The 23,300-nt window shown below is 59.5% G+C and carries 21 protein-coding genes; 9 read left to right on the top strand and 12 right to left on the bottom strand.

Annotated features, from left to right (window positions below; genetic code table 11):
* Positions 1-46: 46 nt before the first annotated feature.
* From HU718_RS12220 to HU718_RS12210, 3 genes are all read right to left on the bottom strand, one after another.
* Positions 47-1,333 (bottom strand): ATP-binding protein, encoded by a 1,287-nt coding sequence (locus tag HU718_RS12220; protein WP_110720490.1) that lies wholly within the window; start codon positions 1,331-1,333, stop codon positions 47-49.
* Positions 1,334-2,041: a winged helix-turn-helix domain-containing protein gene (locus HU718_RS12215; protein WP_102902035.1), complete on the bottom strand. Its 708-nt coding sequence runs from the start codon at positions 2,039-2,041 to the stop codon at positions 1,334-1,336.
* Positions 2,042-2,284: 243 nt separating this feature from the next.
* Positions 2,285-2,893 carry a MiaE family protein gene (locus tag HU718_RS12210; RefSeq protein ID WP_186614271.1) on the bottom strand — a complete coding sequence of 203 codons (609 nt, stop codon included), beginning with the start codon at positions 2,891-2,893 and terminating at the stop codon, positions 2,285-2,287.
* 159 nt (positions 2,894-3,052) lie between these two features.
* On the opposite strand from HU718_RS12210, the gene HU718_RS12205 reads away from it, so the two are divergent.
* Positions 3,053-3,916 (top strand): universal stress protein, encoded by an 864-nt coding sequence (locus HU718_RS12205; protein WP_186614269.1) that lies wholly within the window; start codon positions 3,053-3,055, stop codon positions 3,914-3,916.
* A gap of 101 nt (positions 3,917-4,017) precedes the next feature.
* Here the strand turns inward: HU718_RS12205 and HU718_RS12200 are convergent, their stop codons facing one another.
* On the bottom strand, positions 4,018-4,488 hold the full coding sequence (locus HU718_RS12200; RefSeq protein WP_064117650.1) for a DUF1289 domain-containing protein: 471 nt from the start codon (positions 4,486-4,488) through the stop codon (positions 4,018-4,020).
* Positions 4,489-4,956: 468 nt separating this feature from the next.
* Here HU718_RS12200 and acnB point away from each other — a divergent pair, with 468 nt between their 5' ends.
* A complete protein-coding gene (acnB, locus tag HU718_RS12195; RefSeq protein ID WP_186614482.1) occupies positions 4,957-7,566 on the top strand; it encodes a bifunctional aconitate hydratase 2/2-methylisocitrate dehydratase in 2,610 nt (869 codons plus the stop codon).
* Positions 7,567-7,760: 194 nt separating this feature from the next.
* Here acnB and HU718_RS12190 read toward each other — a convergent pair whose 3' ends face one another.
* The 3 genes from HU718_RS12190 to HU718_RS12180 form a co-directional block, all read right to left on the bottom strand.
* Positions 7,761-9,041 carry an HAAAP family serine/threonine permease gene (locus HU718_RS12190; RefSeq protein WP_186614267.1) on the bottom strand — a complete coding sequence of 427 codons (1,281 nt, stop codon included), beginning with the start codon at positions 9,039-9,041 and terminating at the stop codon, positions 7,761-7,763.
* 254 nt (positions 9,042-9,295) lie between these two features.
* The gene (locus HU718_RS12185) at positions 9,296-9,466 is read right to left on the bottom strand and encodes a hypothetical protein (RefSeq protein WP_016982944.1); all 171 of its coding nucleotides are present in this window, start codon (positions 9,464-9,466) and stop codon (positions 9,296-9,298) included.
* 50 nt (positions 9,467-9,516) lie between these two features.
* Entirely contained in the window at positions 9,517-9,711 is a 195-nt protein-coding gene (locus tag HU718_RS12180; protein WP_016982943.1) for a hypothetical protein, read from the bottom strand.
* Positions 9,712-9,951: 240 nt separating this feature from the next.
* Between HU718_RS12180 and HU718_RS12175 the strand changes: the two genes are divergently transcribed.
* From HU718_RS12175 to HU718_RS12155, 5 genes are all read left to right on the top strand, one after another.
* Positions 9,952-10,335, top strand: a complete 384-nt coding sequence (locus tag HU718_RS12175; RefSeq protein ID WP_150708396.1) for a tautomerase family protein — start codon at positions 9,952-9,954, stop codon at positions 10,333-10,335.
* A 218-nt stretch (positions 10,336-10,553) separates the two neighbouring features.
* Positions 10,554-11,078, top strand: coding sequence for a cysteine hydrolase family protein (locus tag HU718_RS12170; protein ID WP_150708395.1), 525 nt, complete (start codon positions 10,554-10,556; stop codon positions 11,076-11,078).
* Positions 11,079-11,425: 347 nt separating this feature from the next.
* Entirely contained in the window at positions 11,426-11,908 is a 483-nt protein-coding gene (locus tag HU718_RS12165; protein WP_102902029.1) for a DUF4822 domain-containing protein, read from the top strand.
* A 15-nt stretch (positions 11,909-11,923) separates the two neighbouring features.
* Positions 11,924-12,352, top strand: coding sequence for a hypothetical protein (locus HU718_RS12160; protein ID WP_150708393.1), 429 nt, complete (start codon positions 11,924-11,926; stop codon positions 12,350-12,352).
* Positions 12,353-12,522: 170 nt separating this feature from the next.
* Positions 12,523-13,491, top strand: coding sequence for a 2-hydroxyacid dehydrogenase (locus tag HU718_RS12155; protein WP_186614265.1), 969 nt, complete (start codon positions 12,523-12,525; stop codon positions 13,489-13,491).
* On the opposite strand, the gene tssA is transcribed toward HU718_RS12155, so the two are convergent.
* From tssA to HU718_RS12130, 5 genes are read right to left on the bottom strand one after another with little or no spacing between them, the layout of a single operon-like run.
* Positions 13,488-14,570: a type VI secretion system protein TssA gene (tssA, locus tag HU718_RS12150; protein WP_150729990.1), complete on the bottom strand. Its 1,083-nt coding sequence runs from the start codon at positions 14,568-14,570 to the stop codon at positions 13,488-13,490. The two genes, HU718_RS12155 and tssA, sit on opposite strands and share 4 nt — an antisense overlap.
* On the bottom strand, positions 14,567-18,388 hold the full coding sequence (locus HU718_RS12145) for a type VI secretion system protein (protein WP_186614263.1): 3,822 nt from the start codon (positions 18,386-18,388) through the stop codon (positions 14,567-14,569). Before HU718_RS12145 ends, tssA begins: the two co-directional genes overlap by 4 nt.
* Positions 18,385-19,149: a DotU/TssL family secretion system protein gene (locus tag HU718_RS12140; protein WP_186614261.1), complete on the bottom strand. Its 765-nt coding sequence runs from the start codon at positions 19,147-19,149 to the stop codon at positions 18,385-18,387. Before HU718_RS12140 ends, HU718_RS12145 begins: the two co-directional genes overlap by 4 nt.
* 18 nt (positions 19,150-19,167) lie before the next feature.
* Positions 19,168-20,499 (bottom strand): type VI secretion system baseplate subunit TssK, encoded by a 1,332-nt coding sequence (tssK, locus tag HU718_RS12135; protein ID WP_186614258.1) that lies wholly within the window; start codon positions 20,497-20,499, stop codon positions 19,168-19,170.
* A gap of 45 nt (positions 20,500-20,544) precedes the next feature.
* Positions 20,545-20,991: a type VI secretion protein gene (locus tag HU718_RS12130; RefSeq protein WP_150794700.1), complete on the bottom strand. Its 447-nt coding sequence runs from the start codon at positions 20,989-20,991 to the stop codon at positions 20,545-20,547.
* 227 nt (positions 20,992-21,218) lie between these two features.
* On the opposite strand from HU718_RS12130, the gene tssB reads away from it, so the two are divergent.
* Positions 21,219-21,761: a type VI secretion system contractile sheath small subunit gene (gene tssB, locus HU718_RS12125; protein WP_102902022.1), complete on the top strand. Its 543-nt coding sequence runs from the start codon at positions 21,219-21,221 to the stop codon at positions 21,759-21,761.
* 30 nt (positions 21,762-21,791) lie between these two features.
* On the top strand, positions 21,792-23,276 hold the full coding sequence (gene tssC / locus HU718_RS12120; protein ID WP_186614256.1) for a type VI secretion system contractile sheath large subunit: 1,485 nt from the start codon (positions 21,792-21,794) through the stop codon (positions 23,274-23,276).
* Positions 23,277-23,300 lie beyond the last annotated feature (24 nt).

Below are 23,300 nucleotides of genomic sequence, written 5' to 3'. Positions count from 1 at the left end.
GTGGGAGCGAGCCTGCTCGCGAAGGGGCCGGCGCAGACAACGGCATTCAATCCAGATGCGACCAGGTCATCCGGAACGACGCCCCGCCCCAAGCCGAATCGCCCACTTCAACCTGCCCACCATGGGACTGCGACACGCGGCGCACCAACGCCAAACCCAAGCCAAACCCACCCGTACGCCGATCGCGACTGGCATCCAGCCGCGAAAACGGCTCGAAGATCTTCTCCCGCCCATGCACCGGCACGCCCGGCCCATCGTCGTTGACCCGCACTTCGTAATAATCACCGGTGCGCACCAGTGTCACTTCAACCCGCTGCTCGGCGTAGCGAATCGCGTTACGCAGTAGATTGATCACCGCCCGCGCCATGAATCGCGGCTCGATACGCACGGTGTCGAGCCGGCAATCACCGATCAACAACTGCACCCCCGCCGCTTCGGCCTCCAGCGCCACGCTGCCGACCACACTGTCGAGCCAATTGGCAGCCTGGATGTTTTCGCGTTTGATCACCGTCGCGCCGCGCTCAAGGCTGGCGTAGGTCAGCAGTTCCGAAACCATTTCCTCCAGCTCGCCGAGGTCGGCATACATATCGGCAATCAGCTCGCGGTTCTGGCTGGGGTCCGACTGCTGCTTGAGCTGATCAAGCTCAAACGACAACCGCGCGATCGGCGTGCGCAACTCGTGGGACACGGCATTGGTCAGCTCACGCTGATTGGCGATCAGCCCTTCGATGCGCGCCGCCATCAGGTTGAAGTGCTCGGCCAGATCGCGGATGTTCGAGCGTTTCGACAATTGAATGCGCACCGACAGATCGTTGTCGCCAAAACGCTCGGCAGCGAGGCGCAGTTTCTCCAGATCACGCCAGTGCGGACGCACCCAGAAAAACAGGACGAAGCCGATCAGCACAGCAATCATCAGGTAGGCAGCGGCGATGTAGAACGGCATCAGGCTCGGCTCGGCCGGCAAACGGATGCTGAGCAGTTGCGGGCCATCGTCAATGGCGGAAATGTACTGGCTGTATTTGTCGCGGATCACCAGCAGCCCTTTGGCCAGCTCGGCTTTTTCCTCGTCGCTGAGGGCCAGTTCAGAGGTATCGACCAGCGTCAGCCCCAAACCGTAATGCGGGCGAATCGTTTCCAGCTGCTTTTCCCGGGCCGGGCCATCGAGGTCACGCAACTGCTGAGCCAACGTCCACGCTTGCCCCCGCACAGCCTCGCGGTTGTAGTCCTGCATCTGATAATCGAGCAAGGCATCAAAAGTGCGTTCGACCGTCTGCAACGCCAGCACCAGACCTATCGTCATGACCAGAAACAGCCCGAGAAATAACCGCAGCATCTACAGCTCCCACGCAAACGGATTGAACAGATAACCCTTGCCCCACACGGTTTTGATGCACATCGGTTCGCGGGGATTGTCCTTGAGTTTGTTGCGCAATTTGCTGATGTACACGTCGACGCTGCGATTGAGCCCATCAAAGGCGATCCCGCGCATGCGATTGAGGATATCGTCGCGCGACAGCACTTTGCCGGCCGCGCTGGCCAGCAACCACAGCAGCTCGAATTCCATGGTGGTCATTTCGATGACCTCGCCCGCCAGCCGCACTTCACGGCAACTGCGGTCGACGCTCAACTGGCCGAACTCCAAAAAACTCACCACGTTGCTGTCCGGTACCTGCCGCCGCTGCAGCGCCCGCAGCCGGGCCAGCAACACTGGCGGCTTGATCGGTTTGATCACGTAGTCATCGGCACCGGACTCCAGACCGAGGATATGGTCGAGGTCATCTTCCTTGGCGGTCAGAATCACGATCGGCGTGTCCGACACGCTGCGAATCTCCCGACACACGTGCAGACCGCTCTGCCCCGGCAACATCAGGTCAAGCACCACGACTTTCGGTTTGAACTCGAGAAAGGCAGCCACGGCCAGATCACCGCGATGCACTGTGCGCACCTCGTAGCCGTGTTGTTCAAGAAAGTGGGCGATCAGCGCAGCAAGGCGCTCATCGTCTTCCACCAGCAGGAGCTTGCCAAAACCCAGGTTATCCATAACGACCGTCTGCCACCCATGTGTGAAGTGGTCGGCATTATGGCGGCAATCGCGCTGAAGGCGTTTGCTTCAGGCAGCAAAAACCGGCCGCTGGGGCCGGTTTTCGGTGATGTTTCATACTCTTAAGAGTTTTTAACATTCAAACGCAAAAGATCGCAGCCTTCGGCAGCTCCTACAGGGAAAAGCATTCCAACTGTAGGAGCTGCCGAAGGCTCGGGCCGCATTCGGACGATCTTTTGATCTTTAAGTGTTGGCAGGCACACCGCTGTGGAAGCGGAATTCTTCATCCGGCGACTCGATCAATTCTTGCTCGGCGGCACGGACCTTGTCGATGACCTGAGCAATATCCTTCGCATCACCGTACTGATAGGCCAGCTTCAGATAACCCTGAAAATGCCGCGCCTCGCTTTTCAGCAGGCCAAAGTAGAACTTGCCGAGTTCTTCGTCCAGGTGCGGCACCAGGGCTTCGAACCGCTCGCAACTGCGCGCTTCGATAAACGCGCCGACCACCAGCGTATCGACCAGTTTCACCGGCTCATGGCTGCGCACCACCTTGCGCAAGCCCGAGGCGTAACGACCGGCGTGGAGCTGGCGCAGTTCGATCTTGCGCCGTTTCATGATGCGCATGACCTGCTCGTGGTGCACCAGTTCTTCCCGGGCCAGACGCGACATCATGTTGATCAGGTCGACATGGGAATGGTACTTGGCAATCAGGCTCAGGGCGGTGCTGGCGGCCTTGAACTCGCAGTTCTTGTGGTCGATCAGCAGGGTTTCCTGATCGGCCAGTGCAGCCTGAACCCAGGCGTCGGGGGTGCGGCAGCCAAGGAATTCGTGGATTTCGGGAAGGGTCATGGGGCTCACGGTAAAAGGTGTTCGAGCGAAGGGCGCCGATTATACCGGCCTGTCCGCAGACCACCAGCGGCTGGCGTTGATATGCATCAAGTCGCGCACGATCGAGCAGCAACTATAGTTGTGCAACGCCGTGCCTTTTCTTTGCTGGAGACTCCGCTCATGCAAGCCATTCGCAGCATTCTGGTGGTCATCGAACCCGAACATTCGGAAAGCCTGGCGCTCAAGCGCGCCAAGTTGATCGCCGGCGTGACCCAGGCCCATCTGCACCTGCTGGTGTGCGACATGAAACACGATCACGCCGGCATGCTTGGCGTACTCAAGGCTGCGCTGGTGGCCGATGGCTACAGTGTGACCACCGAGCAGGCGTGGAACGAGAGCCTGCATGAAACCATCATCGATGTGCAGCAGGCCGAGGGTTGCGGGCTGGTGATCAAGCAGCACTTCCCGGACAGTTCCCTGAAAAAAGCCCTGCTGACCCCGGCGGACTGGAAACTCCTGCGCCACTGCCCTACTCCGGTGCTGCTGGTGAAAACCGCAGGTTCGTGGAAGGACAAAGTGATTCTGGCGGCGGTGAACGTGGGCAATGCCGATGGCGAGCACCGGCATTTGCACACGACGATCATTGATCATGGCTATGACATTGCCAGTCTGGCCAAGGCGCATCTGCACGTGATCGCTGCGCATCCATCACCGATGTTGTCGGCTGCAGACCCTACGCTGCAACTGAGCGAAACCATCGAGGCGCGTTATCGCGAGCAATGCCGGGCGTTTCAGGCTGAATTCGATGTCGATGATGAACATCTGCACATTGAGGAAGGCCCGGCGGATGTGTTGATCCCGTTCATGGCGCACAAGCTGCAGGCGGCAGTGACCGTGATTGGCACCGTGGCGCGTACCGGGTTGTCAGGGGCGTTGATCGGCAATACTGCGGAAGTGGTACTGGATGCGCTGGAGAGCGATGTACTGGTGCTCAAGCCGCAGGAGGTTGAGGATCATCTGGTGGAGTTGGCGGTGAAACATTAAGGATTGCGGTGCCTGAACCGGCCCCTTCGCGAGCAGGCTCGCTCCCACATTTGGAATGCATTCCCCTGTGGGAGCGAGCCTGCTCCCGAAGCTTTTGATCTTCAGGCGCCAAAGGCGTCTTTGAGGAACCCGGGGGCGATGTAGCGCTGATAGTGCGCTTCCGACAGCAGGAAGAATTCCCGATCAATGGCATCACGCAGTTCCGGCAGGTTCCAGTCGCGAAACTCCGGCAGCAACACCATCCCGTACGCTTCCAGATTAATGATCACCCGCGCACCGCGAGCAATCAGTTGATACGCCCAGCAATATTCCGACTGGTGCGGCACGAAGCGGATCTTGCGCTGTTCCAGCTGCTCGCGCAGGCGCGCGGAATCGAAAATCTCGACCTTGGCCGCCATCACTTGTGACAGCAATTGCTCCAGACGCAACCACACTGCACGCTTTTCCTCCTCGTTGTAGCCATTCCAATGGATCACTTCGTGGTGGAAACGCTTGCAGCCACGGCACACCAGATCACCGTAAACAGTGGAGCAGAGGCCGACGCAGGGGGTCTTGATGGTCTGATTGGGCATAAGATAGGCAAAACACTGAAACGCGGAACAGGTCGGCATGTTAGCCCTTTGTCGGGCATTGATCACCCCTCAAACATCAGGGTCTCAGCCGCACCGCGCGTTTGCCCCGGCCGCGCGCATTGCCACGAAAGTCCAATAGAGCGCGACTTACCTTTAAATTTTTTTTGCCGTAGAATCAGCCAGCCTTTTAAGGCGCCAATGTCCGTTAGAAGCTGTTTTCAAAGCGTCACGAGCACAGTCGTTCCTTCAGAGCGGTGTTGGCGAAGGATTTTTCCAGCGGGGAAAAATCCAGCGCCAACCCTCATCAGCTCCCCGTTCTGCAGGCGTAAAACTTTGAAAGCAGCTTCTGTAAGGAATTGCCGGTAATTCTGGCCGAACGACCCACAACGTCGTGAGGAGCATGAGTACGGCAATTTCGGGATGAGCGTCCCGGACACCCATTTGGGACCACTGATGAGGGTAATAACTGTGCTTGAAGCCTACCGCAAACATATCGAAGAGCGTGCAGCCCTGGGTATCGTTCCCCAGCCGCTTAACGCCGAACAAACAGCAGGCCTGGTCGAGCTGCTGAAAAACCCTCCGGCTGGCGAAGAAGAATTTCTCGTTGACCTGATCACCAATCGCATTCCACCAGGTGTGGACGAAGCGGCCTATGTCAAAGCCGGCTTCCTCTCTGCACTGGCCAAGGGCGAAGTTTCCTCCCCTCTGCTGGACAAAAAGCGCGCTGTAGAACTGCTTGGCACCATGCAGGGCGGCTACAACATCGTCACTCTGGTTGACCTGCTGGACGACGCCGAACTGGCGCCAGTCGCTGCCGCACAACTCAAGCACACTCTGCTGATGTTCGATGCGTTCCACGACGTCGCAGAAAAAGCCAAGAACGGCAACGTTCACGCCAAAGGCGTACTGCAATCCTGGGCTGACGGCGAGTGGTTCAAGAACCGTCCGACCCTGGCCGACAAGATCAGCCTGCGCGTCTTCAAGGTTACCGGCGAAACCAACACCGACGACCTGTCCCCTGCTCCAGATGCCTGGTCGCGTCCAGACATCCCGCTGCACGCCCTGGCCATGCTGAAAATGGCCCGTGACGGCATCGTTCCTGATCAGCAGGGCGCCATCGGCCCGATGAAGCAGATCGAAGAAATGCGCGGTCAAGGCTTCCCGATCGCCTACGTCGGTGACGTGGTCGGTACCGGTTCCTCGCGTAAATCGGCGACCAACTCGGTGCTGTGGTTCTTCGGCGACGACGTTCCTTACGTGCCGAACAAGCGCGCTGGCGGTTTCTGCTTCGGCAGCAAAATCGCTCCGATCTTCTACAACACCATGGAAGATGCCGGCGCACTGCCAATCGAGTTCGACGTTTCCAACATGAACATGGGCGACGTGATCGACCTGTATCCGCATGCTGGCAAAGTCTGCAAACACGGCACCGACGAAGTCCTGACCACCTTCGAGATGAAGACTCCGGTGCTGTTGGACGAAGTTCGCGCCGGCGGCCGTATCCCGCTGATCATTGGCCGTGGCCTGACCGAGAAGGCTCGCGCCGAACTGGGTCTGCCACCGTTCGACCTGTTCAAAAAGCCAGAAGCCCCAGCTGAAAGCACCAAGGGTTTCACCCTGGCGCAGAAAATGGTCGGCAAGGCTTGCGGTCTGGCAGAAGGCCAAGGCGTTCGTCCTGGCACCTACTGCGAACCGAAGATGACCACCGTAGGTTCTCAGGACACCACTGGTCCAATGACCCGTGACGAACTGAAAGACCTGGCGTGCCTGGGCTTCTCCGCTGATCTGGTAATGCAGTCGTTCTGCCACACCGCGGCGTATCCAAAGCCGATCGACGTCACCACCCACCACACCCTGCCTGACTTCATCATGACCCGCGGCGGCGTTTCCCTGCGTCCGGGCGACGGCATCATCCACTCGTGGCTGAACCGCATGCTGCTGCCAGACACCGTGGGTACCGGTGGTGACTCGCACACCCGTTTCCCGATGGGCATTTCGTTCCCGGCCGGTTCCGGTCTGGTTGCGTTTGCTGCAGCCACCGGCGTTATGCCGCTGGACATGCCGGAATCGATCCTGGTGCGCTTCAAAGGCAAAATGAAACCTGGCATCACCCTGCGCGACCTGGTTCATGCCATTCCTTACTTCGCCATCCAGAACGGTCTGCTGACCGTTGAAAAGAAAGGCAAGAAAAACGCCTTCTCCGGCCGCATCCTGGAAATCGAAGGTCTGGAAGGTCTGACCCTGGAGCAGGCGTTCGAACTGTCCGACGCCTCGGCCGAACGTTCGGCTGCCGGTTGCACCATCAAGCTGTCGAAAGAATCGATCACCGAGTACCTGAACTCCAACATCACCCTGCTGCGCTGGATGATCGGTGAAGGTTACGGCGATGCGCGTACCCTGGAACGTCGTGCTCAAGCGATGGAAGCCTGGGTGGCCAACCCGGAACTGATGGAAGCCGATGCCGACGCCGAATACGCCGAAGTCATCGAAATCGATCTGGCCGACATCAGCGAGCCTGTACTGTGCGCGCCGAACGATCCGGACGATGCCCGTCTGCTGTCCAGCGTTGCTGGCGAGAAGATCGACGAAGTGTTCATCGGTTCGTGCATGACCAACATCGGTCACTTCCGCGCTGCCGGTAAACTGCTGGATCAGGTCAAGGGTCAGCTGCCAACCCGTCTGTGGCTGTCGCCGCCGACCAAAATGGACGCTCACCAACTGACCGAAGAAGGCTACTACGGCATCTACGGCAAGGCTGGCGCACGCATGGAAATGCCAGGCTGCTCGCTGTGCATGGGTAACCAGGCACGCGTTGAGCCTAACAGCACCGTGGTGTCGACTTCGACCCGTAACTTCCCGAACCGTCTGGGCGACGGCGCGAACGTCTACCTGGCTTCGGCCGAGCTGGCGTCCGTGGCTTCGATCCTGGGTCGCCTGCCGACCGTCGAGGAGTACATGGAATACGCTGGCAAGATCGACAGCATGGCGGCCGATATCTACCGCTACCTGTCCTTCGACCAGATCGCCGAGTTCCGTGAAGCTGCTGCGAACGCCAACATCCCGGCCGTTCAAGCCTAACGCTGCAACGCAATGAAAAACGCCGCCCATCGTGAGATGAGCGGCGTTTTTTTATGCCTGATGGAGGGTGGTTGCCTGTTCGGGCCTCATCGCTGGCAATGACTCACCGCTTTCGCGAGCAAGCTCAGCTCCCGAGCCAAAAAAAAACCGCTGTGCCCGGGCAGGCACAGCGGTTTTTATCGATTGAATCCGTGTTACATCGTCAGCTTGTAAACCAGTGCCGAAATCGCTACCAGACCTACCGCCGTCACAAACACGTTAGACGCCTGACCACGATAGCGCGCCATCGCCGGAACCTTGCGAATGGCATACATCGGCATCAGGAACAGAATCGCCGCGATGACTGGGCCGCCGACGGTTTCGATCATGCCCAGAATGCTCGGGTTCAGGGTCGCCACGATCCAGCAGATCACCAGCATGAACGCCGCCACGATGCGATCAAGCGCTTTGGCACTTGGGCGCTTACCGCTCTTGACGATCAGTCCTTTCAGGCCTTCGCTGGCACCGATGTAGTGACCGAGGAACGACTTGGAGATCGCCACAAACGCAATCAACGGTGCCGCAAAGGCGATGGTCGGATTGCTGAAGTGGTTGGCCAGATAAGACAGGATCGACAGATTCTGCTCTTTGGCTTCCGCCAATTGCTCTGGCGACAACGTCAGTACGCAACTGAACACGAAGAACAGCACCATCAGCACCATCAATGCATGGGCGCGGGACAGGATCTGCGAGCTGCGCTCTTCAGCGTGGACGCCATAACGACGTTTCTGATCAACCGCAAATGCCGAGATGATCGGCGAGTGGTTGAACGAGAACACCATCACCGGAATCGCCAGCCACAGCGTATGCAGCAGTGCGGACGGCGCCGGCACCTGCGATGCCGTGGTCAGGATGCCGCCGTTCCAGTGCGGAATCAGGTAAACGGCGAGGAACAACAGCGCGACAATAAACGGATAGACCATCAGGCTCATGGCCTTGACGATCGCCTGCTCGCCACAACGTACCACCGCCAGCAAACCGAGGATCAGCACGAACGACAGCAGCGCGCGCGGTGGCGGCGTGATGTGCAGTTGATGCTCGAGGAAACTGGCAACCGTGTTGGTCAGGCCGACGCTGTAGATCAGCAGGATCGGGAAGATCGCGAAGAAGTACAGCAGCGTGATCAGTGCACCGGCCTTGATGCCGAAATGCTGCTCGACCACTTCCGTGATGTCGGCGCCTTCGCGACCGGAAAGCACAAAGCGGGTCAGGCCACGGTGGGCGTAGAACGTCATCGGGAACGCCAGCAGCGCGAGGATCACCAGAGGCCAGAAGCCACCCAGCCCTGCGTTGATCGGCAAAAACAGGGTACCGGCGCCGATGGCCGTCCCAAACAGTCCCAACATCCAGGTGGTGTCCTGGCGATTCCAGCTCGAAAGTTCAGCGGGTGCTGCTGCATCAAAGCGTTGATCAACGCTTTTGGCCTGATCATTCATCCGGTCGGATCTCCGCATTCCGGTCACTTGCCACTCGGTCAGGACGCGTCGGAAAAAACCGACAGACATGCTCCGGCCGAAACAGGGGCGCGATTCTCCGTGATAAATGAGCATAAGCAAAGACTTAGCTGAGGAATGGTTGTGCGGAGCAGATCAGTGGGGTGTCGTTTTCGGGAAAATAACTGTCGGTGACAGGTAGGTACTGTGTCGTTTTCTGGCAAGCTCCAATGTTTGATGCAGTCGCGAGGACTTGATCAGATTGATCGTGCCAGGATGAATCCGAGCGACATGCAAAAAATGCCGAACGCCAGCATCCCCCAGATTGGATACATATCGTCCTTGTCCTTGATACGCATTCTTTCGACCGACTCATCGTACTCCCGGTCCGATAGTTCAATCATAGCCTTGCGGTCAAATGTGCTCATGTTGATTTCCTTTTTGGGTCATGGGTCTGACTGTTGTGAAGCGTGATCACTCAAACCTTGAAAAAAACGCCTACTACCGCAGTGATTGCGGTCACCACTCCAGCCAATACCGCGAGTGGATAAAAACTCGTCTCTCTCTTTAGCTTTTTTGCTTCCGCCAGAAGCTTTTGTCTTTCTGCCACGAGTTTCCGTGTTTCATTCAGGAGCCTTTGGAGCTCCAGGTTTTCGCGATCGTCCTGAAGCATGCGCCTTCCTTGGCTATTGGCAGTGACTGGCCGGACTGCTTTGTGCCCTCATGATTTCCTAATCATCTCGCGCCAGATAGCGGATGAATCCGGCGGTTTCGTAGGCAAAATCCGTGAGTAAAGTAGGCAGCCTCATACAGAGATCTTTTAGAAAACACCTCGCGATCAAGTACCCGTGCCTTTCAATTTGCCCCACTTGATCTAGCGTGAGATGAGTCCCCTGCCCTGCGGAGCCTTCCCATGCCACTGGTTCGCGTCGACATCCAGCAAAACCCCGACCCCGATTTCGCCAAACGTATCGGCGAGCACATCTACGCTGCCCTGCGCAGTTGTATCGATGTGCCCGAGCACGACAACTTCCAGATCCTCACCGAGCACGACAGCCAGCACTTCGTCTACGACCCGCAGTATCTGGGGATCCAGCGCAGCGATGGCGTGGTGTTCATTCAGATCACCATCAGCGAAGGACGCACGGTGGAGAAAAAGCAGTTGCTGTTCAAAACCATCGCCGAAAGCCTGCACACACAGTTGGCGGTGCGCCTGGAGGACGTGTTCATCAATCTGGTCGAGGTCAAGAAAGAGAACTGGTCATTCGGCAATGGCATCGCGCAGTACGTCACTTGATCCGCTCGTTGACAGCCCGATACCGGGGCCAGCATGATCGGCCCATGAACATTCGCGCGCTGCAACTCACCCGTACCACCACGACCGCCACCGGCGGGTCGTGGTGTTTCTGTCTGAGGTAAACCCAGCGCAGCAAACCCCAGGCCCCGCCAGCAATGGACGGGGCCTTGTTGTTTCTCCCGTCCGTGCGGCATCTGCAGCACCCAAGGAGAAACACCATGTCCGCAGCACTGTTGATCATCGATATGCAGGTCGGTCTGTTCCACGGACCGGAAAAGCCCTACCAGGGCGACCGGGTTCTGGCCAACATCCAGCGCCTGGTCGCTCAGGCCCGCACGAATCAAGTACCGATCTTCGCGGTGCGCCACACTGGCCCGCAGGGCTCACCGATTGCCGCCGGCAGTCCATTCTGGCAACTGCTGCCAGCGCTTGAACTGGACGCTGAAATCGACACCCTCTTCGATAAATTCCGACCCAATGCTTTCCATGGCACTGACCTTGCGCGGCAACTCCTGGCCGCACAGGTAGAAGAGCTCTATGTGGTCGGCATGAAAAGTCAGTTCTGCATCGACAGCACCTGTCGCAGCGCTGCCGATCTGGGCTTCACCCCCTTGCTGGTCGCCGATGCCCACACTTGCATGGACACTGCCGGGCTATCCGCCGAAGCGATCATCAAACATCACAACGCCACCCTCGGTGCCGCCTTCGCACGATTAGTCGACAGCTCTGAAGTGACGTTCTAAGGAAGCCTCCCCTGCAATTGACGCAACCTGACTTGCTGCGGTTGCGTCAACCCAGACATTTATTACGGCGTCCCTTGTCCTACAGCATCGTGTAATTAGTCACTTACAACAGCGACGGCAACTACAGAAAACACCAACAAACAAGTGAATCAACCAACAACCTTTCAGAATATTCCTACAACTTAAACAGCCAAAAACATTCACAACAAAACATTACTAAAAACCCAATACCAGCCATTTGTTACAAACAACTACCCAGCCATTGAACAATGTTCCACGGCAGGTCTATATTTTTATCGCCCTGAATTCGAAGACCAATAATTGAAGTGTGATCAAGAGGACGCAGCATGCAAAAGAACATGATGACCGGCCTGCTGTTGGCCGCACTGCTTGCCCCGCTCGCCAACGCCAATGCCGACGTCCGCGAGCTGGCTTCTTCGCCGCGATGGCTGACCACCAAGGTCTACATCGACGGCGCCCCGGAAACCGACGTCAAAGCGAAGTACCCCGGCGTCGTTGGTATATCGACGTGGGATCCCGAGCGTAATCGATACGAGTTCTTTTACGCCGATACCGGCGAATCAAAGTACAACAACGGTGGTGGCGGTTATTTCTTTGTCACCGGCGATCAGCAACAGCACATTCTTGTGCCGGATATCGGCCCGAGCAAAACAGTTGTCAGGCGCCTGGAAACATTGAACGACCGTGAGTTCACTTATTCTCGTGAAGTCCCCCGCGACATGGTCGACAACAATCCTCTCGTGCGCATTCATGTCGTTCATGCGCCCTATACCGGAACAATAGAAACCAAGTCCGCCATCAAACAATAAAACCAGGAGTTCGCTATGCAAAAGCCACTTAAAACCCTGCTGATGTCGACGTTACTGATTTCTTCTGTCTATTGCGCCGGGGTCAGCGCACAAGCTGCCACCCAGCCCGCAAAAAATGCCGTCGCCACTGCCGACAACGCAATGATGCTGACCGTGTTTCTGAAACATGATCAAACCCGCCCGTTAAGCGAACTCAAGGCCCAGCTCGCGCAACAGGGTTTCCATAAAACGTTCCCCCCGGCCGGAGTCGAAGTGGTGAGCTGGAACATCATGATGGGGATCGGCCAGGTCGTGACCGTGCGCTTTCCTGTCTCGCGTCTGGCGGAAGTGAACCTGGCGCTGGAAAACACCGCATGGGGCAGTTACCGAACCGAGTTCTATCCGACCTACGATATCAAGCCACTCGCGATGGCTGAACAAGCCAAAGCCCAAGCGGCTCAATGATACCGACAGCACACCGGATCACCGGTGTGCTGCCAGCCTTGCTTCTTGTCCGAAGCCGTCCAGAATCAAAGCACTACTGCGCGAATGACAACGATTGCCAAGTCGCTGCGGATTCAGCACTCTGAAACAACTTTCGCGACCACCCCGCAGACGTTCACAGGAGCCGCGCAATGCCCGCAACCGTTCTGGTACTGGTTGAAACCATCAATGACTATTTGCCGATCCTCGAACATCAGGGCTTCCACCTGATTCTCGCCCCCACACCCGCCGAACGTGCGCAAGCCATCGCCACCCACGGTAGTCGCATCGACGCAGTGCTGACCCGTGGCCCTTTGGGCCTCAGCGCCGATGAAATCGCCGCCCTGCCCGCGCTGAAAATCATCACGGTGATCGGTGCCGGGTACGAGCATGTCGACCTGCAAGCCGCGAGCAACCGCGGCATCACCGTCACCAACGGCGCCGGGGTAAATGCCTCATCGGTGGCCGACCATGCGATGGCGATGCTGCTGGCGCTGGTCCGTGACATCCCGCGTTGCGACGCTGCCGTACGCCGTGGGGAGTGGCCGAAGATCATGCGCCCGTCACTGGCCGACAAACGCCTGGGGATTCTCGGGCTCGGCGCAGTGGGCATGGCGATCGCCAAACGCGCGAACCTCGGCTTCGACATGCAGATCAGCTATCACAGCCGTCAGGTGCGCAACGATGTGCCGTACGCGTTCTGCTCGACGCCGACCGAACTGGCGCGAGCGTCGGACTTCCTGATCGTCGCCACGCCCGGCGGCATCGGCACACAGCATCTGGTTACCCGCGCAGTGCTCGATGCGCTCGGTCCGAAAGGGTTTATCGTCAATATTGCCCGCGCCAGTGTGATCGCCACGTCGGATCTGATCACCGCGCTTGAACAACGCAGGATCGCCGGTGCCGCACTGGATGTGTTCGACCACGAGCCGCAAGTGCCGGATGGGCTGAAAACCCTGAGCAACGTGTTGCTGACACCACATGTTGCCGGCCTGTCACCGGAAGCCACGCAAGGCACGGTGGAGTTGGTGGGCAAAAACCTCGTCGCGTTCTTCTCCGGCGAACCGGTGCTGACGCCCATCGCGCTGCCACCAAAACTCAACAACCAGCGCGTGCACTAAAGCACGCCTAGCAACGTCCACAAACGCCGCGATTCAGCGTCGGCGCTGATCAATTCACCGAGCAATTCGCTCAGCGGCTTGTTGCCCCACTCGACCCCGCGCCGGATCAGGTACGGCACCGGGCTGTGGGGTTCGGTACGGGCGAGGTATTCGGCGATCAGCAGCAGTTGGCGATACGCCTCTTCGCGATTGGCCGGCTCACGAAAGGCCAAGGCTACCGGTGCGGGTTCTTCCGGCTGCGCAACGGCGACGGGGGCTTCGACCGGCGGCGGTGGCGGTGCCGGTTGTTGTGGGTGCATGGCGATAAACTCCTGAACCAGTTTCAGCAGCGCCTGGATAGTGTCCTGCAAGGGGCGCAATCCGGGCGCCTGATCCCCCAGATAGCCATCACTCCAGGTGTTGAGCCGTTGCAAGTGTTGCAGGCTCAGGAGCAGATTGCCCTGAGTGCGCAGCCAGAATGCCAGCGGCGTGGCGCGGATTTGTTCGTTGAGCTTCTTCTGTTCATTGCGTGCGGTTTCCGCCGAGGTCTTGGCGTTCTTGCTGTCGTTGGTCTGCACTTGCTGCACCTGCAAGCGCCGCCAGACTTCCAGCGTGTAAGCCTCGAAATCGCTGTTGCGGCTACCAAACAACGGCACCCGCGTGAGCAATATTTCACTGTACCGGCGCACCAGCCATTCCAGCGGAATCACCCGCCACGACTGGTCGCCGTCCTCGGCCTGCGGGTGCAGATGCTCGGGAAAGCGCTCACACAACCCGGCGACCAGCGCCAGACTCCCAGGCAAGCCGTCCAGCGCTTGCAAGTGCAGCCACGCCTCGCCGAGCCAGGCGCTGAGCATCAGGTCCTTGCTGCGTTCGAGCAATAACGTCGTCGTGAGTTTTTCGACGTCGGGCCAGTTCGCGCGCTTGAGCGTCGATTGCCAGACCCCGGTCGGCAGACTGGCGTCGTCTTCGCGACGCAGGTCGCGCAACTGGTCGAACTCACGTTCATAGCGCAGATCGACGCCGCACGGCGCATCCGCGCTGAGCGGTGTGAGCAGTTGGTCAATCAAGTCCGGCAACGTGGTCGATGGCAGGCTCACAAGTCTTCCTTCTGCGATTCAAGGGCGGCGGTGCTGCCGGTCACCTGAAACGGCGAACGCGGCGCGCGGGTTGGCAACGGCGCGATCGACAGCGGCAGTTTCGAGCCCTGGCTCATCAGCGACAGGCGCACGAACATTCGCGTGAAGTCGCTGGTGACGCTGTCCGGCGCCCCGGTCACGGGTAAACGCAACGTCAGCGGGAAATCGGTGTAATCCACGTTTGGCTGACGTTGCACCGAGAAATGCGCGCGCATCAGGCGCAGCAATGACCATGGCCCGCCGTACTCCCAACCGGCCTCCAGATCACGCACCACCAGATTCGGTTGCAGTGGATCATTGACCGGCCGCTCCTTGCCGTTACGCGCCCAGCGCAGGGTCAGGCGGACAGGCTGGCCGACCATCCAGCGCAGGTTCGGCTGCTCGGCTGCCGGATAGTTGATTTGCTGATTGCCGGCGAGCAAGCCCCAGGCAATCACCTGATCGGCGCCCAGTTCATCATCGCGATCGGTGCGCCAGCGCACGTCCAGCTCGACGCCAAGGATGCCGCTCTTGTCACGCACGAACAGCGGTGTCAGCCAAGTGCTGGCCTGCTTCAGGCGATTGAGAAAGTCCGTCGCGGCCAGGCGCTCCGGGGTCTGGTTGGTGGCAAGGCCGGCCTGCGCGACCGGCAGTTTCTTGTCGATCAGTTGCAGAAAATATTCAACCCGCGCCGGATCGGCATCCTGCATCTGCACGCCGTTGGCGAACGGAAAACGATCCGCCAGATATTGATTGAAGTAGTTGGCCAGCTCATTCCACGCCGCAGCGGCCTGTTGCACTTGCAGCATCTGGCAACGCTGCATGGCCTCCTGCTGCAACTCAACCGCGCGCATCGCCAACGTGCCGCGTCCGCCGGCGACGTTGGCGGTCTGCAACATTTGCAGGCAGGAATTGACGTCCATCTCGACGAAATCGCGGCTGACCAGTTGCTCGATCTGTGCCGGCGAACTGGCCGGGTTGGCCTCTTTGTATTTGCGCAGTTCGTCGTTGAGCGCACTGAACTGCGTCACGCGCTCGTAATCCAGTGCCGACAGATTGGCTTGCTGCGTTGTCAGCCACTGCAACGATGACGTCCGCCGCTCAGTAATGCCGAGCATGGTGTTGAACTGCTGCTTTAGGCTCAGTTTCAGATCCTGCACGTCGCTGGCGCCGAACAGTTCCAGACCGAGGTTTTTCGAGCCGTCCCACTGGCTGATCTCGGCCCGTCCGCCGAACAGTGGTTGCGCGGTGATTTCATCCAGACCACCAATAAGCTGCGCCATGGCGCGGCGGTTGAGCGCCGTTTGCAGACGCGTGGCGAGATCCGCGCGATGCACCTCGACGAAAGCCTTTTGCAGGGCCATGGCTTGCTCGGCCTGCACATTGAACACAGCGTAAGGATGCGCCTGATCGTTGTGATCCTTGAGGCTCAACCACATCGCCTGGGCGGCGGCACGCTCGGCGGCTTTGAGCACCGCAACGCGATAGTCCGGTGGAATGCGAGGCAGTTCTTCGGCGATGTAGCTGTTGTAGTCGGCGAAATATTTCAGCGATTCATTGAGGTCATCACCGTCTACGGTCTGGCCTTGCATATTGACGTTGTCTTCGCTGGCACGCAGGGCGACCGAAACGAAGTCGCGCTTGAACAGCGCCTGTATCGCGTTATCGAGTTTCACCACTTGCTCTTGCAACGCCAATTGCCCGCTGACTTGCTGTACCAGCAAATTGTCCCGGGAGCCGACCTGGGCGATCCATTGATCGCGGAAACTCTGCTGCAAGCGTGACGCTTGCGTGTCGAGGTCTTGTTGGACTTGCGCGCCCAACAATGTGCTCTTGCCCACTTTGGCGAGAAAGTCACCATAACCCGGCACCAATTCCTGGCCTTTGCCACGGCTCCACGTTGCATTGGTCAGGGCAATCGCCGCTTGCAGATCGTCGACCAGCGCAGTCAGCTCTTCGAGCTCGCCCAGGCTGTTGCCACTGCCGGCCTCCAGTTGATCCAGGTGCAACTTGAGGTAACCGGCCTTGCTGACAAAGTTGTCGGCGAGGAAATATTGATCCAGCCAGCGTTGCGTCAATCCGGAAAAGTTGCTGACGATCAGCGGCCGGTCGACGCTCAGGTCGAGTGCCGGCAAGCTGCCGTCTTCGCCCGTCACCAGCAACCGATTGTAGAAGTTCGCGTAGGGCAAGGTGCCGGTGTTGAGGTTCAGCGACAGCGCGGTGTTGCTCAGTTGCACCAGGTCGTCCAGTGGCGCGCGTTGATTGTTTTGCAGCTGATTGAACAGCTGATTCTGCTGCTCCAATCGCAGTGCCCGATCCACCAGATCGGTCGCCTTCAGATAGTTCTGCCACTGCGCCGGGTCGTCGCTTTCGACACTGCTGCGCCGGTCGGTGCTGCGGATCGCCTTGATCTGCGTAAGCTCCGCGTTCAGCAGGTCATGCAGCGGCACCACCATATGACGCTGGGTGGATTGCAAGACTTCCTGCTCGAGCTGATTGTCGAGCGAGGAAAACCACGACGTCGGGAACACCAGCGAGACAAAGCTCCAGTGCGGCGCGCGTTCCAGTACGCGCCAGAAGGTCTGCACATTGCGCCGGGTCGAGTCGACCCGCTGCGCTTCATCGCTGATCGCCACGTAGCCCTTTTGCGCGCCCTGCATCTGCCGCGCCAGTTCGTGAGCATCCTTGACCGACGCATGCCAGACCCACAGCATCGCCACCGCCCAGACCACCCCGACGACCAGCGCGATCCCGGCAGTCAGCCGCTGCCAACGCTGACGCAGACGCAACAGGCGCGGTACGCCGTGCGCCAGACCACGCTCACCGACCAGTCGCTGGCGCCACAGCTGTCGGGCAAAGGCGCTGCGCTGCAAGCCGCTGTCATCCACGGAAAACCCGTCCTGCGCATCCTCCCCGGCCACATTGGCGGTGAAATACACACCACGAAAACACGGTGCCTCACCTTGCGCATTGCCCTGAAACACCGGCTCCAACACGTTCTGCAAACCGCGCCGCAAGGTTTCCAGACGATCCGGCAAGGCATACAGATCCGCACTCAACTGCCCGGACAAGGTGCCAATTTCAATCACCGCTTCGGCCACCGCACGGTGCAGACGATCCAGCGCCTGATCGCTCCACTGGCCTTGCCAGACAGCATCGCGCGCATAGGGTGACGACCAGCCCAACGTAGCTTCGCGCGCCTCTTGCGGCAAGGCGCTGATCAGATCCTGAACCCCCGGCAATTCCTCAAGCCCGGTGACAATCACATACACCGGGACACTAAGCCCGAAGCGTTGCAGCAGGTCGATAAAGCGCCGACGCGCGGCCAGACCCAACTGAGTTGCCTGTTCGAGATTACTTAGACGACTGACTGGCACCGTCCAGACCACTGCGTCCAGCGGCCGTTTACTGCGCAGCCGCAGGATCAGGCCGAGCAGCCGCCACCAGCTGCCGCGTTGCAAGTGCATGCCGTCGTCCGGCAGAAACAATGCTTGCGGCACCACCAGCACAGCCCCTTCGGGGTCCGACCACCAGCGACCGAACCACGCCGGTTTATCGGTCGGTTGCAGGCGCCATTCTGTGACCAGTTGCGTGCCTTGGACTTCGTCGCCGAGCATCAGCAACCATGGCATCTGATAGCGGTCGAGATTGCCCTGGTCGCGCTCCATATGGCGCACGGAGGCATAGAAACTGCGGATCGCTGCGCCACTCTGGGTGCGCAACCACCACACCGCCACCACGATGATCACCAGCAACAACAGCAACGCGATACCCCACGCAACGATCGTCAGCGGGCTCATGAGGCTTGCTCCGGCGCACTCACCCTATCGCCGCTTTGCAGTGCCGGCGCCAACTCCTGGCCGATGTCCCGCCACAACCAATGCCCCAGCGCGGTCAACAACAGCACCATCGCCAGAATACCCAGTGCCAGACGAAAGCCATCCGGCAGCGCCGTGCGCACCGGCAGTTGCAGCACCGGTGTTTGTGAGGGCTGCACCAGGCGCTGACTGACATCGGCGTAACTGGCTTCGTCTTGCCAGGCCAGGTTGTACAGCGCCAACCGCCATTTCTCCAATTGCGCCTGACTGTGTTCACCGCGCAGACGGCCATGGAAACCGAGGATCAGACACTGCAGGTACACGTTGGCCAGATCGCGAGTGGTCGGCTGCTGTTCTTCGAGCAAGGTTTGAATCGCTGCGGGTACTCGTTCGCCCGCCTGACGGCTGGAATACAGACGCGACTCCAAGGGTTTTTCCTGCCACGCCGCTTGGCCGGGCCATGGCGTGAACAGCAGGGTTTCGTCGACCAGCGCGACAAATGCATATACCAATGCCTTGACCTGTTCGGTCGCCGAATCGCCGACCCGCGAATAGGCCGTGCGCCACAATCGCTGCGAAGCCTGCGTCGAGAGTTCGACAACGGTCTCGACCAGCGCCGCTTCGTCCTCGCTGTCCTTGGGCAATTGCACCCAATCCTGTTGCCATTGCTGCCAGGTCTGGCGGAACGCGCTGCTCAACGGTGCGTCCTGCAACCCAAGGCTTGCGGCACTTCCCTGCGACATACGGCGTTCCTTGTGTGATCAGGCACTTTCATTGTTCTGGGCGATAAACAGCACCACTTGCCATGGACTGCTGGTCAGCTTCGCCGCCGGCGCAGCAATCATCAGCGGCAGTTGCGCATCGAACCACGCGCCTGCGGCAGTGATCACAAACAGGCGCGTGTCTTCGCCGACGCTGTAGGCAACCTGCTCACTGCGGCTCATGGCCTGATGGGATAACCCGCTCATGCGCTGACGGCTGAGCAGCGCAATGTGCGGCGCCGATGCGATGATCGCGCCACGCAACCAGTCGATCGCGGCTTGCTCGCTGGCACCGTTGGGCATGCGCAGACCGATGACCAGACGCTGACTCGGCTGCTCCTCCGGCAACTGAATCGAGAAGCTCTGCTCACTGCGTTCGAACGGCAGGCTGCGATAACCGGCCCGAATCATTTCCAGGGTGGTTTCCAGCCATTGCAGCACCGCGTCGTAACCGCGCTGCAATTCGACAAAATCCAGCGGGGCAAACGCCGGCACACCGGCCAGCGGATCGAGCGCCGACCACGCGCCCGCCAGTCCGAGCAGATGCACATAAAGGGTTTGCGGATGGGCGATGCGGCTGTTCAGTGCGCCTTCGACTTCCGACAGGCGCGCCCATAACGCGGTCAACTGACGGCGAATTTCCAGCGCGTCGTCCTGATTGCCGGCCTGCTGCGCCTGACGCAAGCGACCGCCGAGAAACAGGCATTTCTCCCGTGCCCGCGCGCAGAGCCCGGCGATGCGTCGGCCAAGTGCGGATTCCGGTAACAGGATCGGCGTCGGTGGCGTGTAGGACAACGGCAGAAATCCACCACCCTCCTTGCGGATTTTCAGCAGCGGCAGGCAGATTGAATCGGCTTTGTTCAGTTGCGTGCACAAACGCGGATTGGGTCGCCACACGGTAATTGATTCGGGAAATTCACCGCTGGTGAGATCCGGCAACGCCTCCCCCACTACCGACTGCATCCGGCCCTTGAGCGGCAGCAATTGCCCGGCACGCCACATCGGGCTGATTGCCAGGTAAACGGTAACGGTGGCATCGTCGGTGGCATCAATCGCCGCGCCGACATCCAGTTCCAGCGTCGGCCCGATCCCGGCCTGCAAATCCACGGGCAAGCCGTCGGGCATCGTCCCTTGCAGCGACACCACCCGCACCACCCCGGCACTCAGCGCCGAAGGGTCGAATTCCATGTGGCTGACACCCCAGAACCACGGGTTGCAGGCTTGCGCCAGATGCGCACCGAGCGCTTCGGCCCGCAGCCCTTGCAACTGAAAATGCTGCGGCAGCAATTGCATGCCTTCGTGCCAGCAAACCGCGTCAGGTAGCAGACTCATACGACTCCTTTCGACCCTGCCGCAAGCCGGCGGCGAGCGGTGTTTTCAATTTTCCCGGCTGACCAGATTCATCTCGCGACTGTCGAATTTCAGCCATGCCTCGCGTTGATCATCGAGGCGTAATCGGTGCGCTCCGGGTGTGTTATAGCTGGCGAAGACCAAAAGTCCAGCGGCCTTCTTGCCCCCCAACGGGAAGGGTTGGCGGTCGATGAATTGCCCCGGCACCAGCTCCAGTCCCCACACGCTCATCAACTGACGATAGTCGCGCTGGTACTGCTCGCGCCCGGCGAACCACTGACTGGCGCTGATACCGGACAATTGCTTGAGCAGATCAGGGTCGGCGACCGCGATGAAATCCACGGCAATCGGCGTGTCGTCGTTGGCTTTGGGCGCGACGTCGAGGGTCAGGCTGTCGAGGTCCACCCTCGGCCCGAAGAGGGAGCAACCGGCCAGGGACGCAAACAGCAGTGTTAGAAAAAGTCGTCTACGCAAAATGAATTTTCCTTTTCACGAGCCTGTCAAAAAATGTTTTTGCTTGCTTTTTTATAGACCTGTTCTAGCGTCTTGGGTAGTTCGGTTCCTACAGCCGAATCAAGAAGGTTTGTCAAAGGAACGACAGGTCATCTGCCTCCCTTTCTAACCTACGGTCCAGCAAGGGAAAGCGATGAACGGGCCTCCCCGATGCATTGCGCCCGCTCATCGCATCGGAGTCCGCCGTCATGGCAGAAAGTACTCAGCACAAGCTCGACCGGGTGCGCCCGCCCCGAGTGCAAATCACTTACGACGTCGAAATCGGCAACGCCATCGAGAAAAAGGAACTGCCACTGGTGGTCGGGATTCTTGCCGATCTGTCGGGCAAGCCACTTGAGCCATTGGCAAAACTGACTGACCGGCGTTTTACCGAAATCGACCGCGACAACTTCAACGAAGTGCTCGCCTCGATCGGCCCGCGCGCCACGCTGCAGGTCAACAACACCCTGAGCGGCGACGACAGCAAGCTCAACATCGAGCTCAATTTCAAACACATCGATGACTTCGACCCTGTCAAGGTGGTGGAGCAAGTCACCCCGCTGCGCCGCCTGTTCGAGGCCCGCCAGCGCCTGCGCGATCTGCTAACCAAACTCGACGGCAATGATGACCTGGACAAGCTGTTGCGCGACGTGATCGCCAACACCGAAGGCCTGCAGGAAATCAAATCGGCCCGCCCGGACACCGCTACCCCGGCCGCTGACGCCGAGGCCCCGGCCGAACCGCAAGCCTGATCGTCCACTTAATCGAGGGGAGAATTCGCCATGCCCGCTTCAGCTCAGAAACAAGCCAGCGACAACGCCGCAGCCGAGACTTTGTCGCTGCTTGACCGAATCATCGCCGAAGGCCGCATGGCCCACGATGACAGTCAGCAGGATTACGCCCGCGACATGCTCGCGGAGTTCGCCACTCAGGTCCTCGACGAAGGCATGGCCATCGACAAGGACACCGTGGCGATGATCAACGACCGTATCAGCCAGATCGACGAATTGATCAGCGCCCAGCTCAACGAGGTGTTGCACCACCCCGATCTGCAGAAACTCGAAGCCTCGTGGCGCGGTCTGCACATGCTGGTGCAGAACACCGAAACCAGCACGCGGCTGAAACTGCGCCTGCTCAATGTCACGCAGAAAGAGTTGCAGAACGACCTGGAAAAAGCCGTCGAATTCGACCAGAGCGCGCTGTTCAAAAAAATCTACGAAGAAGAATACGGCACCTTCGGTGGCCATCCGTTCAGCCTGCTGGTCGGTGACTACACCTTCGGCCGCCACCCGCAGGACATCGGCCTGCTGGAGAAACTGTCGAACGTTGCCGCTGCTGCGCATGCGCCGTTCATCGCCGCCGCCAGCCCGCGCCTGTTCGACATGAACAGCTTCACCGAACTGGCCGTGCCGCGTGATCTGTCGAAGGTGTTCGAGAGCCAGGAGCTGATCAAGTGGCGCTCGTTCCGCGAGAGCGAAGATTCGCGCTACGTGTCTCTGGTGCTGCCGCATTTCCTCCTGCGTCTGCCCTACGGCCCCGACACCTCGCCGGTGGAAGGCATCAACTACGTCGAAGACGTCAACGGCACCGACCACAGCAAATACCTGTGGGGCAATGCCGCGTGGGCGCTGTCGCAACGCATCACCGAAGCCTTCGCCAAGTACGGCTGGTGCGCGGCGATACGTGGCGCTGAAGGCGGCGGCGCGGTGGAAGGTCTGCCAGCGCATACGTTCCGCACCAGCTCCGGCGATTTGTCGCTGAAATGCCCGACCGAAGTGGCGATCACCGATCGTCGCGAGAAAGAGCTTAACGACCTCGGTTTCATCGCCCTGTGCCACAAGAAAAACAGCGACGTCGCGGTGTTCTTCGGCGGCCAGACCACCAACAAATCCAAGGTCTACAACACCAATGAGGCCAACGCCAACGCGCGGATCTCGGCGATGCTGCCGTACGTGCTTGCCGCCTCGCGTTTCGCCCATTACCTGAAGGTGATCATGCGCGACAAGGTCGGCAGCTTCATGACCCGCGACAACGTGCAGAGCTACCTCAACAACTGGATCGCCGACTACGTGCTGATCAACGACAACGCGTCACAGGAAATCAAGGCGCAGTACCCGTTGCGTGAAGCGCGCGTGGACGTCACCGAAGTCGCCGGCAAGCCCGGCGCCTACCGCGCGACGGTGTTCCTGCGGCCGCACTTCCAGCTCGAAGAGCTCACCGCGTCGATCCGCCTGGTGGCGACTTTGCCGCCACCGGTTGCTGCCTGACCTGCTTTGCCCTCGCCGCAGCTG

This window comes from Pseudomonas tensinigenes, assembly GCF_014268445.2.
GTDB lineage: Bacteria > Pseudomonadota > Gammaproteobacteria > Pseudomonadales > Pseudomonadaceae > Aquipseudomonas > Aquipseudomonas tensinigenes.
The sequence above is the reverse complement of the archived record's forward strand: the minus strand, read 5'-3'. Positions and strand labels throughout refer to the sequence as shown.

Excerpts from the sequence above, each read along its gene's own strand:
- HU718_RS12200 (WP_064117650.1), bottom strand. The coding sequence starts at position 4,488 with ATGCCCAATCAGACCATCAAGACCCCCTGCGTCGGCCTCTGCTCCACT.
- HU718_RS12145 (WP_186614263.1), bottom strand. The coding sequence starts at position 18,388 with ATGAGCCCGCTGACGATCGTTGCGTGGGGTATCGCGTTGCTGTTGTTG.
- tssK (WP_186614258.1), bottom strand. The coding sequence starts at position 20,499 with ATGAGTCTGCTACCTGACGCGGTTTGCTGGCACGAAGGCATGCAATTG.
- HU718_RS12220 (WP_110720490.1), bottom strand. The coding sequence starts at position 1,333 with ATGCTGCGGTTATTTCTCGGGCTGTTTCTGGTCATGACGATAGGTCTG.
- HU718_RS12210 (WP_186614271.1), bottom strand. The coding sequence starts at position 2,893 with ATGACCCTTCCCGAAATCCACGAATTCCTTGGCTGCCGCACCCCCGAC.
- HU718_RS12140 (WP_186614261.1), bottom strand. The coding sequence starts at position 19,149 with ATGTCGCAGGGAAGTGCCGCAAGCCTTGGGTTGCAGGACGCACCGTTG.
- HU718_RS12165 (WP_102902029.1), top strand. The coding sequence starts at position 11,426 with ATGCAAAAGAACATGATGACCGGCCTGCTGTTGGCCGCACTGCTTGCC.
- HU718_RS12185 (WP_016982944.1), bottom strand. The coding sequence starts at position 9,466 with ATGAGCACATTTGACCGCAAGGCTATGATTGAACTATCGGACCGGGAG.
- tssC (WP_186614256.1), top strand. The coding sequence starts at position 21,792 with ATGCCCGCTTCAGCTCAGAAACAAGCCAGCGACAACGCCGCAGCCGAG.
- HU718_RS12205 (WP_186614269.1), top strand. The coding sequence starts at position 3,053 with ATGCAAGCCATTCGCAGCATTCTGGTGGTCATCGAACCCGAACATTCG.
- tssB (WP_102902022.1), top strand. The coding sequence starts at position 21,219 with ATGGCAGAAAGTACTCAGCACAAGCTCGACCGGGTGCGCCCGCCCCGA.
- HU718_RS12155 (WP_186614265.1), top strand. The coding sequence starts at position 12,523 with ATGCCCGCAACCGTTCTGGTACTGGTTGAAACCATCAATGACTATTTG.
- HU718_RS12215 (WP_102902035.1), bottom strand. The coding sequence starts at position 2,041 with ATGGATAACCTGGGTTTTGGCAAGCTCCTGCTGGTGGAAGACGATGAG.
- HU718_RS12175 (WP_150708396.1), top strand. The coding sequence starts at position 9,952 with ATGCCACTGGTTCGCGTCGACATCCAGCAAAACCCCGACCCCGATTTC.
- HU718_RS12160 (WP_150708393.1), top strand. The coding sequence starts at position 11,924 with ATGCAAAAGCCACTTAAAACCCTGCTGATGTCGACGTTACTGATTTCT.
- HU718_RS12170 (WP_150708395.1), top strand. The coding sequence starts at position 10,554 with ATGTCCGCAGCACTGTTGATCATCGATATGCAGGTCGGTCTGTTCCAC.
- HU718_RS12190 (WP_186614267.1), bottom strand. The coding sequence starts at position 9,041 with ATGAATGATCAGGCCAAAAGCGTTGATCAACGCTTTGATGCAGCAGCA.
- HU718_RS12180 (WP_016982943.1), bottom strand. The coding sequence starts at position 9,711 with ATGCTTCAGGACGATCGCGAAAACCTGGAGCTCCAAAGGCTCCTGAAT.